12 protein-coding genes are annotated in these 15,779 nt (G+C 44.7%); 9 read left to right on the top strand and 3 right to left on the bottom strand.

Annotated elements, in window-relative coordinates:
• The first annotated feature begins 285 nt into the window (after positions 1–285).
• Entirely contained in the window at positions 286–1,728 is a 1,443-nt protein-coding gene (locus PK654_RS21085) for a methyl-accepting chemotaxis protein (protein ID WP_271699369.1), read from the top strand.
• Positions 1,729–1,813: 85 nt separating this feature from the next.
• Here PK654_RS21085 and PK654_RS21090 read toward each other — a convergent pair whose 3' ends face one another.
• Positions 1,814–2,962, bottom strand: coding sequence for an iron-containing alcohol dehydrogenase (locus tag PK654_RS21090; RefSeq protein WP_271699370.1), 1,149 nt, complete (start codon positions 2,960–2,962; stop codon positions 1,814–1,816).
• Between the two features lie 219 nt (positions 2,963–3,181).
• Between PK654_RS21090 and PK654_RS21095 the strand changes: the two genes are divergently transcribed.
• From PK654_RS21095 to PK654_RS21115, 5 genes are all read left to right on the top strand, one after another.
• Positions 3,182–4,075 carry an AraC family transcriptional regulator gene (locus tag PK654_RS21095; protein WP_271699371.1) on the top strand — a complete coding sequence of 298 codons (894 nt, stop codon included), beginning with the start codon at positions 3,182–3,184 and terminating at the stop codon, positions 4,073–4,075.
• Positions 4,076–4,149: 74 nt separating this feature from the next.
• Positions 4,150–6,504, top strand: a complete 2,355-nt coding sequence (locus tag PK654_RS21100) for a fatty acid cis/trans isomerase (protein ID WP_271699372.1) — start codon at positions 4,150–4,152, stop codon at positions 6,502–6,504.
• Between the two features lie 110 nt (positions 6,505–6,614).
• Positions 6,615–6,791, top strand: coding sequence for a hypothetical protein (locus PK654_RS21105; protein ID WP_271699373.1), 177 nt, complete (start codon positions 6,615–6,617; stop codon positions 6,789–6,791).
• 428 nt (positions 6,792–7,219) lie between these two features.
• Positions 7,220–8,314 (top strand): NapC/NirT family cytochrome c, encoded by a 1,095-nt coding sequence (locus PK654_RS21110; protein ID WP_271699374.1) that lies wholly within the window; start codon positions 7,220–7,222, stop codon positions 8,312–8,314.
• Positions 8,315–8,336: 22 nt separating this feature from the next.
• Positions 8,337–10,784, top strand: coding sequence for a molybdopterin guanine dinucleotide-containing S/N-oxide reductase (locus PK654_RS21115; RefSeq protein ID WP_271699375.1), 2,448 nt, complete (start codon positions 8,337–8,339; stop codon positions 10,782–10,784).
• 98 nt (positions 10,785–10,882) lie between these two features.
• On the opposite strand, the gene folE is transcribed toward PK654_RS21115, so the two are convergent.
• Complete coding sequence (gene folE, locus PK654_RS21120; protein ID WP_271699377.1) at positions 10,883–11,536, bottom strand: GTP cyclohydrolase I FolE; 654 nt, start codon at positions 11,534–11,536, stop codon at positions 10,883–10,885.
• Between the two features lie 256 nt (positions 11,537–11,792).
• On the opposite strand from folE, the gene moeA reads away from it, so the two are divergent.
• The 3 genes from moeA (at position 11,793) to PK654_RS21135 (ending at position 14,336) form a co-directional block, all read left to right on the top strand.
• Entirely contained in the window at positions 11,793–13,031 is a 1,239-nt protein-coding gene (moeA, locus tag PK654_RS21125) for a molybdopterin molybdotransferase MoeA (protein ID WP_271699378.1), read from the top strand.
• Positions 13,032–13,258: 227 nt separating this feature from the next.
• A complete protein-coding gene (gene moeB, locus PK654_RS21130) occupies positions 13,259–14,014 on the top strand; it encodes a molybdopterin-synthase adenylyltransferase MoeB (protein ID WP_271699380.1) in 756 nt (251 codons plus the stop codon).
• A 169-nt stretch (positions 14,015–14,183) separates the two neighbouring features.
• On the top strand, positions 14,184–14,336 hold the full coding sequence (locus PK654_RS21135; protein ID WP_271699382.1) for a hypothetical protein: 153 nt from the start codon (positions 14,184–14,186) through the stop codon (positions 14,334–14,336).
• An 85-nt stretch (positions 14,337–14,421) separates the two neighbouring features.
• Here the strand turns inward: PK654_RS21135 and PK654_RS21140 are convergent, their stop codons facing one another.
• Positions 14,422–15,402 (bottom strand): sugar-binding transcriptional regulator, encoded by a 981-nt coding sequence (locus PK654_RS21140; RefSeq protein ID WP_271699383.1) that lies wholly within the window; start codon positions 15,400–15,402, stop codon positions 14,422–14,424.
• Positions 15,403–15,779 lie beyond the last annotated feature (377 nt).

A 15,779-nucleotide genomic window follows, 5' to 3' on the forward strand; every position in this document is an offset into this window, starting at 1 on the left:
TTTTCTATCCATATCAGTAGACTTGTTTTATATGACATTTGTTTAAAAATCAATATACCTTTTTCTTATTAGATATACGTTTTTCTGATATATTTCAACGGTATTCCGAGGTCTCCCCTCAAATAGAACAAAAGCACTAATAACCGATCATATTGAGAAATCGTTTGCCATCTCATCTTTACATTAAAATCGATCATTTATTTCAAAATTTTCCAACTCTTTCGCACGTTTCTCATCTAAAATAGATAGTGCGTCTGTTACAAACATGAAAACGTTGGAGCCTTCATGAAAGAAACTAACTTTAGACCGATTGACCGTCTTTTTATTAAGATGTCCGTCAATGATAAATTCTGGGTGTTATTTGCCCTATTTTTACTAGCCCTGACAACAACTGCTTTAGGTCGTTACAACGACGCGATTGCAAGTATTGAATCAAAATCAGTTGTTACCGCTGAAGCTAAGCTTCAGGGTTATGTACAAAGCGCCCGTCAATTTGATGCCGTTGATAAGTTAAGCAATCTTGGTGTAACAGTTTCAGGTTCTGCAGGCAAAACCAGCAGAACAGAGCAAAGTGTCACTGCTGTAGCCAGCATTGGCGGCGGACAGTACGCCTCTCTTACTGAGAATGTTGCTTCCGCTGAAAAAGCAGCGAAAAGTGATGCACTAACTTCCTTTTTCCTTACTTATTTATGGACAATTCCGTTCGCTATTTTCTGCTACTGGCTGACCACCTTCCTTGGTGGTGCGCTTTGGGTACTGTGGCAAACCACACTGAAAATTGCAGACGGAGACCTGACTTCACGTCTGGGCTTCCACTCGGGTCGTGATGAGTTCGGTACCATTGGTTGTGCCCTTGATAATGCTATGGACACACTGACTAAGCTTGTTGTTACTGTTAAAGACAGCTCAACAACACTGGAAGGTACTGCCGGTACCTTTGAGCAGGAAGCAAAACAGAGTGAACAGCAGATCAACTATCAGCACACCTCTCTGGATTCTGTTGCTACCGCAATGGAAGAGATGACTGCATCCGCTCAGGAAGTGTCGAATGTTGCTAAGCAGGCTGCCGAGCACTCTGAAAATGATGCTAAGTATGTTGAAGCGAGTCAGCGCCGTGTAAACAACGTGATCAGCGAAATTGATCAACTTTCAACTTATATCTCTGAAGCATCGGATTCTGTAGATACCCTTACTGAGAACACCACTCAGATTAACGAGGTTATCACTACAATCAACGCTATCTCTGAGCAGACTAACCTGCTGGCACTAAACGCAGCGATTGAAGCGGCACGTGCCGGAGAGCAAGGTCGCGGATTTGCGGTAGTCGCTGATGAAGTCCGTACACTTGCAAGCCGTACTCAGGATGCAACGGTAGAGATTCAGGCCATGATTGAGAAACTGCAGAACGAAACCAAAGTGATTGCAGCGAAAACTCAGGATACCGTTAAACAAGCTCAGACCAGCAGTGACCTTGTGTCTGAAATTGGTGAAGATGTGCAGTCTATTGCCGAATCAGCCCGTGCTGTTATGGATATGAGTATTCAGATCTCCACTTCTGCAGATGAACAGAGTGCTGTAGCGAATGATATCGCAACCGAACTAAGTGACATCCGCAACCAATCTGATGTGATTCGCGGTGTGGCTGAAAGTTCAGCTCAGGGTGTGGCAGAACTGACCAGTGCCTCAAGAAACCTGAATGTGGTTTTGAAAGATTACCGTACGGCTTAATTCAGCCGTTTATGGTTCAAATACGAAAAGGGCTTATCCAGTGTGATAAGCCCTTTTTCTTTATATCCGTTTACCCGCTGAGGAGTTAAGCAACAGCCTGCTCTAAGATTTCGCGGCTCTCTTTCAGAGTAATCGCCTGATGTTCGCCCAGAGCAACCATTCCGTGAGCTTCCAGCTTAGCCAGTACATCAGTAATGGCTGCCTGCTTATCACCACCATGCTCGGTTAACTCAGTTGCAACGCCTAAGCTATGGTAGAAAGCTTCAATCGCTTCAATGGTACGCTCTGCCAGATCAGCTGACGGCTCAAGACCAAATACGTTCTGACCCATCTGCTCAAGCTTAGTACGCTTAGCTTCAATCTGGTTGCGATACAGTGAAGGCTGAATAATTGCCAGTGAACGACCGTGATCCACACCATACAGGGCAGTCAGCTCGTGACCAATCATATGAGTGGCCCAGTCATGAGCAACGCCGGAACCGATCAAGCCATTCAATGCCTGATTGGCCGTCCACATCAGGTTGGCACGCCAGTCATCATCACGCTGTTCAAACTGCTTAGCCAGAACCAGCAGGTTCTTCAGCAGAGTTTCAGCGTAACCATCTTGTACCATTGAAGTGTTCAGCTTAGTCGTTACATACTGTTCGCAGATATGTACCCACGCATCAACAATACCGTTTTGCAGCTGGTTTAGCGGCAGTGACTTCATAGTATCCGGATCCATCACAGCAAACTGAGGCTGGACTGCCGGAGACAAGAATGCCAGCTTGGTTTTCGTTGCAGCCTGAGTGATTACCGCACCGGAATTAGACTCAGAGCCTGTAGCCGGCAGAGTAAGTACCGCAGCCAGAGGCACAGCTTTGGTTACCTGATGCTTGCCGATAAGAATGTCCCAGCCGTCACCGTCGTATTTAGCAGCCGCTACAGCATATTTAGAACCATCGATAACAGATCCACCGCCTACAGCCAGTACAAAATCGATACCTTCGCTTTTGATTACCTCAACGGCTTTATCCATAGTTTCCGCCGTCGGGTTTGGCTCAACGCCGGAGAACTCCAGCCAGGAGTGCTCTGAAAGCGCTTCTTTTACCTGATCATAAACGCCATTCTTTTTAATAGAACCGCCGCCATAAATAACCAGCACTTTCTTATCTGTTGGTATCTGTTGTTTAATCGCTGCTATCTGACCCTGACCGAACAGAATGGTAGTTGAGTTACCGTAAACAAATTGCATCACATCTCTCCATTTTATTTTTGGATTCTCAGCATCTATGACTTCGACGCTGTTTATATCTATGAGACTTCAGTATGCAGAAGCGCATTTTGAGGTCACCTGATCTTATGAATTGCATAATAGTATCTTTCAAAGAATAGAAACAGCCACATTAATGGCAATTCCTTGCCTAAAAATGTCTGATTTGTTAACTTCAGCAAATCAGAATGAGGGAAAAGTATGAGCCAGATAGCCAATTATATGAACGCCTATGTACAACTTAAACAGTTGCATGATCTTGAGGGCTGGGTGAAAACCAAGGTTTCTGGTGTTGGTTTTTACCGTTCAACCCATTCAGGGGACAGGGTGCCGCTTATCTATCAGTCAGGTATTATTCTGATGGGACAAGGCTACAAAAATATCTATCTGGGTGAGCATAAAATGCGCTACGGGCCGGGTGATTATGTGGTACTTGGTGTCCCCCTCCCTCTTGAATGCGAAGCTGAAACAGAAGATGGCAAACCTATATTGGGTATCACCATTGATGTGCCGCCAGCACTGCTTCATTCGGTTATCAATCATATAGAGAAGCATACTCAGGTTAAAACCGACTCGCCGTCAGAGAACCAGCTCGGGCTGAAATGTGTCTCTCTCACCGACCCATTGCAAGATGTGTTTCTGCGCCTGATAAAGGTACTGCAAAACGACGCTGAAGCAGAGTTTCTTGGTGAAGGTATTGTGCGGGAAATCGCCTATCGGGTACTGCAGGGTCCCATGGGGCATGTGCTTTATGAGCGCGCCAATACAGATGGAAATTACGCAAAAGTAGCTAAAGTACTCGACCTGATCCACTCCGATTATGAAACCACTCTGACGGTGGAAGATCTGGCCGATAAGGTGCATATGAGTGTTGCCCCTTTCCACCGCGCTTTTAAACAGGTAACCGCCGAATCCCCTTTGCAGTACATCAAAAAGGTACGGCTGATGAAAGCAAGAGAATTGATTATGGCGGAGGGTCTTAAAGCGGCTGACGCAGCAAGAAAAGTCGGCTATAACAGTGCCTCTCAGTTTAGCCGTGAGTTTAAGCGTCACTTTAATTATACGCCGAAAGAGAGTCTGGCTAAGGCGTCATAAATAGTGGCCTTATTGGCACTCAACAAAAGCTTCTGCTTTAATTTCAATAAAATAATCAGAGATACCCACTGAAAATGAATCAACGTCAGATCCTTGCGCTTCTGTTTCTCACCCTGCTCTCCGGCTGTGCCACTTATGCAGGTTACAACTATGACTCCCTGTTTGGCGAAGAAGTGGTTCGTGAACGTCAGGTTCCCTATCACTCCCCCATTGCACAGCATTACAGGGACGTAGTTAAACCCGTGATTGATAACCGCTGCGTTGTCTGTCACGCCTGCTATGACGCTCCTTGTCAGCTAAAAATGTCGTCTGCCGAAGGGATTGACCGCGGCGGAAGTAAAAACACCGTTTATGAAGGAACCCGCCTTACGGCTTCAACTCCGACCCGCTTATTTGAGGATGCGGATACGACGGAACAGTGGCGCGAAATGGAGTTTCATCCGGTACTCAACGAACGGGCGCAAAATCATCAGGCAAACATAGATGCCGGCCTGATGGCAAAAATGCTGATTCAGAAGCAGATCTATCCGCAACAACAGCAAGATCAACTGGAAGGGTTTGATTTCTCAATCTACCGTGAGGAGCAGTGCCCGACACTAGAAGAGCATGAGCAGTATCAGCAAGATCATCCCGACTGGGGAATGCCATACGGAATGCCCAACCTCAAGCAGCAGGAATTTAACACCCTTATAGACTGGATTGGCGACGGGGCTTTGATGTCCGCCAGTAAGCCGGTTTCTGCTGAGCAGCAAAAATTGATAGCCAGATGGGAAACATTTTTAAATCAGAACAGCCTGAAAGGACAGCTCACCGCCCGTTATTTGTATGAGCATATCTATCTTTTCCATCTATATTTTTCCGATCTGGACGGTGAGCCGCGCTTCTTTAATCTGGTACGTTCATCCACACCACCTGGAAAACCGGTAAAAAGAATCACAACCCGCAGGCCATATGATGACCCGGGCGTCAGCCGCGTCTATTATCGTCTGATCCCGGAACTGGGCACCATTGTAGATAAAACCCATATGCCTTATGCCCTTAACCAACAGCGAATGGCAAACTGGACACAATGGTTTATCGAAACTGATTATTCTGTCGATCAACTACCGCAATACCACCCTGATATTGCTGCCAACCCTTTAACCGCTTTTCAGGATATTCCGGTTAAAAGCCGTTTCCGTTTTCTGGTTGATGGGGCACAAAACACCATTATGGCCTTTATTAAAGGGCCGGTTTGTCGTGGTCAGTTAGCACTTAATGTTATTAACGACCGCTTTTGGGTGTTCTTCCTTGACCCGGAAAATGCCGTTCTGCCTGAAATAAACCAGTTCTATCAGCAGCAGGCAGACAACCTCAAGCTACCGGGCGAAAAAGAGAGTAATACGGAGCCAGTGGTGAACTGGATAAATTACGCCAACCAGCAGGCAAGATACCTGCAAGCCAAGTCTGAGTTTATTAACCAATGGTTTGAAAACGGAGTCCGCCTGACTACCGATGTGCTCTGGACAGGCGACGGCGATAACGACAATGCTGCCCTGACCGTGTTCCGCCATTTTGACAGTGCCTCGGTAGTAAAAGGGCTGGTAGGTGAAAAACCGAAAACAGCATGGGTTATCGACTACGCCATTTTAGAGCGTATTCACTATCTATTGGTTGCAGGCTTTGATGTTTACGGCAACTTCGGTCATCAACTGGTTACCCGTATGTATATGGACTTTCTTCGTCTGGAAGGTGAGAGCCATTTCCTCGCCCTGCTGCCGAAAGAGATCCGTCATAGGGAGCACAGTTCATGGTATCAGGATCAGAGCCTGTCGCTGGCGGACTTTCTGCAGAGAAATGTTGAACCATTTAATCAGCCTAGCGGTGTAAAATACCACACACAGGATGCTAAGTCCGAGTTGTTCGATAAACTTAAACAGCTTTATAAACCGGTACTTAGTGATCGCTACGCTATCGTCAACACAGGGCTTAAGCCTGAGAACGAAGCCATACTAAGAAAAATTGACAAACTCACCGGCTTCCGCACAGAGACCCTGCCGCAAATCAGCATGATAATGGTGACCGCTGATTCCGGCCGTAAGCAACTATTCACCATGCTGAGAAATAATGCTCATAAAAACATATCCAGCTTATTTAATGAGGAAGCGAACCGCTTACCCACGCAGGATAACCTGACTCTGGTCAGAGGCGTATTAGGTAGCTATCCAGCGGTATTTCTACAGTTAAAAGAGAGTGAAATCGCACAATTTTATAATTTGCTTAGTAAAATGGATAGCGAACAAGACTATGTTAACTTATTGAATAAATTCGCGATTCGTCGTAGCTCGCCACAGTTCTGGTCTTTCAGTGACGCAATTTCTGACTGGTACAAGCAGGATCAGCCCGTCGAATTTGGATTGTTAGACTACAATAGATTTGAGAACCGTTGAGTTCTCAGCGATGAATGGATACTGATTCGAACCATCGTGCCTGAAAGCTCTAAATTCGATCAGTATCACTCTCGTTATGTCATCAGCTTATTCGACATAAGGAGGAAGTTATGAACATGCGGGAAAAAATTGAAGATTTGGAACAACAAATCTATGTTGCGTGCTCAGAAGGTGATATTGAAACCATGAATATGCTGGAATATCAGCTGGAGCAACTAAGAGGCCGGATGGAACATGTACTCGATGATGATCCATACGCTCTGGAAGACTATTATTATGATGAGTAACCACTCAAATTTAATAAGTAATAGTTAAAAGCCCCGAATCATCGGGGCTTTTTCATTTATTGCGTGTATTTCAAACTGAAAAAAACATTTTTCCTCCTATATTTTTGCTCCAGCTTATCGTCTACTTTTAACGTGCAGAGTTTGTGTTTAAAAAAGTTTAATTGAAAGCAACTCGCTCCATAAAAAGAAAATTTCACTAAAGCAATAAAAATCGAAAAAGTTAAATTACGTTCTTTTCATTCTGTTTTTTGTTGTGAACTACCATATTTAACGGCATTTCCTTACAAATTCTTACATTTATTTAGATGTGATTAACCATACAAATATTAATGTTAATTTAGTTGCAAAACAGGTTTTCAACCTGAGTTCACATTAAAAAACTCTAATTTGACTACGTTATTATTATCTATGTCAATAAGTGTCTTTTTATGAAATTAAATAAACGTTTGTTATTAATAACCGGGATAACCGGATTAGTGATTGGTTGGGTATCACTGGGTGGCACAGCTGCTATGATGCACTTCACATCAAGCACAGAGTTCTGTGTGTCGTGTCATACCATGCAGATCCCCTATGAAGAATATGAAGGTTCAATTCATTTCAGCAATGCAAAAGGCATCCGAGCTGAATGTTCTGATTGTCACATACCGTCTGATCCTATTGATTATGTGGTTACCAAGATCAGGGCCAGCAAAGATATTTACCATGAGTTCGTGACAGGCAAGATAGATAGCGAAGAAAAATATGAAGAGCACCGAATGGCAATGGCTGAAACAGTTTGGAAGCATATGCGAGAAAACGACTCAGCAACTTGTCGTTCTTGTCATACATTTGATGCAATGGATAGTTTTGAACAGTCTGAAGATGCTGCAAAGATGCATTCCTATGCTCAAGAAAATAACCAAACCTGCATAGATTGCCATAAGGGAGTTGCTCACTTCGCTCCGGAACCTGAAATGGATAGCGAAGCCTTTGACAAGTTAATTTCGGCAACAAGCAACACTGCTGAGGATGCAAAAGTCGTTTATCCGGTAGAAAACATAAGCCTTGGCGAACTGGGAATGATCAACCCAACCGCGAAACTTCATGTTGTTGATGTTAAAGATTCAACTCGTACTGTAGAGCTACATGCTTACCAGATGAAAGGTGCTGAGCAAGTGCTTTATTTCGGTGAAGGACAACGCTCTATCGTAGCGATCTTGACTGACCAAGGTAAGGCTGCGGTTACATCGGGTGATTACACGACTGATGACTACGGAAACGAATGGCGAACAGCGATACTGAAAGTACAGATAGAGTCACCTGTGCTCGATTCTTTAGAACCTATCTGGGAATACGCTGAGGAGTTAGACAACGTTTACTGTTCTACATGTCATGCGAAGATCCCGGCAAATCATTTCACAGTAAATGCTTGGGGACCCGTTGCTAAAGGCATGGGAGAACGCACAGACATTACTGATGAAGATTTAGAGATTCTCACCAAATACTTCCAGAACCATGCGAAAGATGTGGTCGGCCATTAACATGAACATTAAGGAAATCAAAATGAATAACATTACTCGTCGCGTATTCTTAAAAGGCTCCAGCATAACAGCCGGTGCATTGGCGATTACTTCTTTAACCCCTCTTGCAGCGTCCGCTTCAAACAAACGCGGTAAAGGAATTTTAACCGCAGGTCGAATGGGGCCGATGATAGCAGAAGTTAAAGACGGCAAACTTATCTCTACCACCAACGCATTGGCTCAAACTGTTCGCAATAGTCTTCAGGAAACAGGGCCAGATCAAGTACACACTAAAGCTCGTATCAAGTATCCAATGGTTCGAAAAGGCTTCCTAGAGAACCCATCCCAGCCTACAGGTGCTCGTGGCGATGATGAGTTTATTCGTGTGTCGTGGGATGAAGCCTATAAACTGATTCATGAACAGCATATGCGCATCCGTAAGGAAAATGGACCAGAAGCTGTATTTGCTGGTTCTTATGGCTGGCGTTCGAGTGGTGTATTACACAAAGCTCAGACTCTTCTTCAGCGATACATGAGTATGGCTGGTGGTTACTCAGGCCATCTGGGCGATTACTCTACTGGTGCAGCGCAAGTTATTATGCCGCACGTTATGGGTTCAATTGAGGTTTACGAGCAACAGACTACTCACCCAGTAATAATGGAAAACTCTGACGTTGTGGTTCTTTGGGGTATGAACCCAATGAACACTCTGAAGATTGCATGGAGCTCTACAGATTGCTCAGGCCTTGAGTTCTTTGCTCAACTCAAGAAGTCAGGTAAAACGATCATCGCTATTGACCCAATGCGTTCAGAGACAGTTGAATTCCTGGGTGACTCGGTCCAGTGGATTGCTCCTCGTCCAATGACCGATGTGGCGATGATGATGGGTGTTGCACATTCGCTTGTTAAGAAAGGTAAGCATGACATTGAGTTCCTAAACAAGTACACAACAGGTTACGACAAGTTTGAAGCGTACCTGATGGGTAAAGAAGATGGTGTCGAGAAAACACCAGCATGGGCGGAAGAAATTACTGGCGTACCAGCAAAACAGATGGAAGTACTGGCAGACATTTTTAGCCAGAACAGAACTATCCTGATGTCAGGTTGGGGTATTCAGCGTCAGCAATTCGGTGAGCAACGTCATTGGATGTTGGTAACACTGGCAGCGATGCTTGGACAAATTGGTCTTCCAGGTGGTGGCTTCGGTTTGTCTTATCACTACTCTAACGGTGGTAACCCAACACGTGATGCTGGTGTTCTTCCTGCAATTTCAGCTTCTATCGGTGGTGGTTCATCTGCAGGTAATGACTGGGCTGTATCTGGTGCTGTTAATGCCTTCCCTGTTGCACGTATTGTTGAAGCTCTGGAAAACCCAGGCAAGTCGTTCATGCACAATGGTCATGAACTCACATTCCCAGATATCAAAATGATCTGGTGGGCTGGTGGTGGTAACTTTACTCATCATCAGGACACAAACCGTTTGATCAAAGCTTGGCAGAAACCAGAAATGGTAGTTATCTCAGAAATTTATTGGACTGCAGCAGCTAAGCACGGTGATATCGTACTTCCAATTACCAGCAGCTTTGAACGTAATGACCTGACTATGACAGGGGATTACTCTAACCAGCACCTTGTTCCTATGAAGAAGGTTGTAGAGCCTCAAGGTGAAGCACGAAATGATTTTGACGTATTTGCTGATATGGCGGAAATGTTGAAGCCAGGTGGCAGAGACGTTTATACCGAAGGCAAAGATGAAATGGCCTGGTTGAAGGGCTTCTATGATGCAGCTCAGAAAGCGGGTAAATCTGCACGTATCAGAATGCCTAAGTTTGGTAAATTCTGGAATGACAACCAACTGATTGAGATGAAGTACAACAAGAAAGCCGCTAAGTTTGTGCGTCATGGTGATTTCCGAAAAGATCCTATCCTGAATCCACTAGGTACACCTTCAGGTAAGATTGAAATCTACTCTAAAACGATTGAAGGTTATAACCTGAAAGACTGTCCGGCACACCCTACTTGGTTGGAACCAACTGAGTTCTTTGCCAAGGGCAAGGCCGGTGAACTACAGCTGATGACTTCTCATGCTGCACATCGTCTTCACAGCCAGTTTAACTACGCTAAATTGCGTGAGGAATACGCGATTGCGAACCGTGAACCTATCACGATTAACAGTGAAGACGCGAAAGCACGTGGCATCAAGAGCGGCGATCTGGTGCGCGCGTACAATGATCGCGGACAGGTATTGGTAGGCGCACTGGTAACAGATGGTATCAAGCAAGGCGCTGTATGTATTCATGAAGGTGGCTGGCCAGATTTAGATAAAGAAACGGGCATCTGTAAGAACGGTGGTGCAAACGTACTAACCCTTGATATCCCAACATCTCGTCTGGCTAACGGCTGTGCGGCAAGTTCAGCTCTCGTTAAGATCGAGAAGTATGAAGGACCGGTATTGGAACTTACAGCTTTTACCCCACCTAAAAATGGTTAATATCTAACGACACGACTCACTAAGGTCCGACATTACGTTGGACCTTAGTTATTAAAATACGACAAATTAAGACGACACATGACTTTAGATTGAGTTATTCATCTTAAACCATGCAAAAACTCATGGCGGGTAGCCGGGTTAGATTTAAATATTCCGCCCAGTGCCGTCGTGGTGGTCTCACTGGTGGCATCCATTACACCACGGGATTTTACACAGTAGTGTGTGGCATCAATGGTTACCGCTACATCATCTGACTCGAGTAAGGTTTGCAGGGCAACCAGAATTTGCTGGGTCATTCTCTCTTGTACCTGAGGGCGCTGAGCGAAGAAACGAACAATACGGTTAATCTTAGACAGACCGATAATTTTTCCACGTGGAATATAGGCAACTGCAGCTTTTCCGTCGATAGTAACAAGGTGATGCTCGCAGGTACTGGTCACGGTAATGTCTTTTACCCGCACCATCTCACTGACGTTCATCTTATTTTCAATTACGGTGATTTTCGGGAAATTGTTGTAGTTCAATCCGGAGAACACTTCATCAACGTACATTTTTGCAATACGGGCAGGCGTCTCTTCCAGACTGTCATCCGACAGATCCAAATCGAGAATTTGCAGAACTTCGCGCATATGGTATTCAATACGCTCTTTCTTCTCTTCCCGCGACATATGGTTTGTCTGCATAGGTGTTTCTAACCCACGCAACTCAAGCGCATCTTTTACTAACTTGGCTGATTCGCTGATACCCGACATACTCACTCCTACAAAAATATCGCTTTAACCCTTTCGGATGGCTGACAAGGATACTCGCATTCACTAGGATACTCAAATAACAAGATATTCGAATCTATAACCGAAACTATATCCACACAAAGCTTATGGGATAAGGTTTTTAGGCAGAAATATCATTCCTGTCTGATTTGGAATCTGTGAATCCTGCGAGGTGGGGATAATAGCAATTTATGCTATTGTTCCCCCGTTGTTATGAAGAATTATAAAAGGAACCTTTATGGGCTGTTGTGATACCCCGGGTCTTATGCCTATCAGTGAAGCACTAGAAAAGATGTTGTCCAGTGTAGAAGCTAAACTGACACAAAAAACCTTACCTCTGGAGCAGGCTGTCGGCTATGTTCTTGCCGAAGATCTGCTTTCTCCGATATTTGTTCCGCCGTTTGATAACTCAGCAATGGATGGCTACGCCATCAAACGTGCCGATCTGGCTGACACTGACACTCTTCCCCTAAGCGGAAAATCATTTGCCGGTCAGCCTTTTGAAGGTGAGTGGCCGCAGGGAACCTGTATCCGCATTATGACAGGAGCCAAAGTGCCTGAAGGGTGTGACGCCGTTGTTATGCAGGAAGATACCAAAGTAACCGACGACGGTATTCAGTTTTCTGATAGCAAAATAAAGGAAGGCAATAACATTCGTCTGACCGGAAACGATATTGCTCAAGGTGACCTTGTTCTGGCGAAAGGTACCCGCCTGACTCCACGCGACATTCCTATGATTGCATCACTTGGTTTTGCCAATGTCAGCGTTTATAACAAGCCCAAAGTTGCTTTCTTCTCCACCGGTGATGAACTTAAGTCCCTTGGAGAGCCACTGGAAGAAGGTCAAATCTACGACAGCAACCGTTACGGCATTAAAACTATGCTGGCGAATTTTGGTTGTGAAGGCATCGACCTCGGCATTATCCCCGATGTGCCTGAGCTACTGAAAGAGACCTTTGAAACAGCTCAGCAGCAGGCCGACGTAGTGATGACCTCAGGCGGTGTTAGTGTTGGTGAAGCTGACTACACCAAAGATATTCTGGAAGAGCTGGGTGAGATTGGATTCTGGAAACTGGCTATTAAACCGGGTAAACCATTTGCCTACGGAAAACTGGACGATGCCATTTTCTGTGGTCTGCCGGGAAATCCGGTTTCTGCTGCTATCACCTGTTACGTTCTGGTGCAACCTCTGCTGGCGAAACTAGCTGGTGAGACCAACTGGAAAGCACCAGAATCTATTCCGGCTATCACACGCTCATCCTTTAAGAAAAAGCCGGGCAGAACCGATTATCAACGTGGTATTTACACCATTAAAGATGGCCAGTTTGAAGTTGAGTCAACCGGTAATCAAAGCTCAGGCGCATTCCGCTCTATGAGTCTGGCCAACTGCTTTGTGGTGCTTGAATCAGAAAGAGGCAGCGTTGAAGCGGGTGAGACCGTGCAGATTCAGATGTTTAACCACACAATGTATTCATAACTAAATAACTGTTCTTAATTGTGCTACAGATTTTGTCATCAGGTAGATATCGAAAAACAAACCCTCCGCGCCAGGAATGGCGCGGCGGAGCCCCATGGATGGGTTTACCCGTGTTTGTGTTCGATATTTGCCGAAGTGACGCGTATTTAGCAACAGTTATTTAATACTTACAAGGCAGAGTTATATACTCTGCCCTGTTTATTTATTTCCAGACAAACGGTTTATTTATGGAAATCCTCTCAGATAAAGAAATGCTTCGTTATAACCGCCAGATTATCTTAAAGAACTTTGATTTTGACGGTCAGGAAGCACTTAAACAGAGCTCCATTCTTATTATTGGCGCAGGTGGTTTAGGTTGTGCCAGCAGCCAGTATCTGGCAACAGCCGGAGTAGGCAACATCACTATGGTCGACTTTGACCATGTTGAACTCTCCAACCTGCAAAGGCAGGTTCTTCATACTGATGCCGATATCGGCAAACTCAAAGTCGAATCGGCAGCAGAAAGCCTGAAAACCCTTAACCCATACTTGATCATTAATACCATTTCAGAGCGGTTAGATGATCAAAAACTGCTTAAACAGATCCAGCAACATGATCTTGTGCTGGATGCCACAGATAATATTGAAACCAGAAATCAGCTGAATCAGCTCTGTTTTCAGGCAAAAACCCCGCTGGTTTCCGGTGCTGCCATCCGTATGGAAGGACAAATAAGTGTATTCCGTTATGGGGAAAATGAACCCTGCTATCACTGTTTAAGTGCCCTGTTCGGTGATACGGCATTGACCTGTGTAGAGGCAGGCGTAATGTCGCCGGTGGTAGGTATTATAGGGGCTACACAAGCATTAGAGGCAATTAAGGTCATCGCTGATTATGGCAATACGGTATCAGGGAAACTTATGATTTTTGACGCTCTAAATATGAGCTGGAGAGAAATGAAACTGGCTAAGAATCCGGCATGTTCGATATGTGGAAGTCACTCGTGAGCTTTTAATAAAACTTTAGGTTTTTCTGCGAAATTGATGATATAATTGTGACCTGTGCCAATTGATCTTATATTTATCTTGATTGATCATTCTGAACTGGCATCATATAACAACAATTTACCAATCAAACAGTTACGAGTATCGCAAAATGGAATCCACGGTTTCTCAGTTGAGAAAAGATTTTCAAACTAAAGTAAATATCAAACAGTCGAAAAGCAACCCGCTTTCCAGTGCTGCTCTGCTAACTGAAGAAGAATTAAATGAACTGGAAAATGTCTGGGTTCAATTGGTGACATGGAAACAGTCTAACCCTGCTACATAATAAGAGCTTCTTAATCACGAAGCTCTTATTGCTATTTTCTACCCTTTTGCCCTTCTATCGTCGAAGTCTAATTTCTTTTTTCCTGTTATTTCATCTGCTCATCTAAGTTTAATACCGTCAAAGCGTTGCTTACGCTTGTTGCAATCACATCAATCACACCCGTTCTTAGCGCACCAAGTAGTGCCAATGGCTTACTATTTTCCGCTGCAATGGCGATCACCTCTGAAATCGGCCGGAACTCCTCCACACCCAAACCAATAACACGGTCACTCATCACTGTATTTGCCGTATTGCCATGGATATCAAAAAAGTCGTAACCGGCGAAGTCCCCTACAACCCCCTGCTTTAAGCGGGACTGAACCACTTCATCAGCAGTAAACCAGCCAAGATCTACCATATAGCTGTTTTCACTCATATCACCTACCCCAACCAGAGCCACATCAGCCTTGCGTGCAAGATCCAGTGTCTGCTTAACGGTCTCGTTCTGCATAAACACCTCTTTCTGTTCTTTATTCTCTGCATAGGCTGGTGCGTAGAGGGTTTCTGAGGTACCACCGTACTTCTTCGCTAATTGACGACAGATATGATCGGCATTAAACATGCCTCCCCTTGGGTGTATACCGCCAATGCCGCAGACAAACTTACAGGAACGGGGAGAAATTACCCCAACATGATGGGCAACGGCGGAAACATTTCGTCCCTGACCAACAGTCACCACCATTCCGTCTTTTAAGGTACTGGAAAGGTAATTTGATACCAGCCCGGAAACCTGAGAACGCTGTAAATCTTCACTTGGCTGGTCAAGGGCAATTAGTGCACGTTTTACCCCAAACTGATCAATCAGACGTTGTTCAATCTTGGCGCTGAATACCGGGTGGTATTTCACCGTTATTTCTACGATCCCTTCATCCCTTGCCTGCTTCAGCATACGGCCGACCTTGGCTCTGGAAATAGCAAACTTCTTAGAGATCTCTTCCTGTGTTGCTCCGTCCTGATAGTAAGCAACGGACACCTCTGTCAGCAGATCGGTACTCTGCGCGGATATATTCTGATTGGACTGGCTCATAATGGCTTCCTGAAAGGGTAAAATCACCTGATCATTTGCGCAATGATATAACTTTTGTCATAAGGTGACCAGAACGTAACATTTGCTCGCATTCATTACTTATGCTCACCCGCTTTATAGCCCTTGCTATGGCTAATTTCAGCCTAAAAAAAGGCATGTAAACGTTTGGTAATCATTAATTCAATTAAAGCTTGATTAAAATCACTTTTAATCGCCCTGCATGATTGACTTATTATGCAGATCCGCTAGTTTGAACACATCAATTCCTCAACAATGTTCCATATGTTCACGCAACATTGAACAGGGTTGAAAAATTAACGGTTAATCAGCCAATACCTATGATTAACCAGTACACATATGACCAAAGTAAGCCTTAA

It is taken from the genome of Vibrio sp. SCSIO 43137, assembly GCF_028201475.1.
Lineage (GTDB): Bacteria > Pseudomonadota > Gammaproteobacteria > Enterobacterales > Vibrionaceae > Vibrio.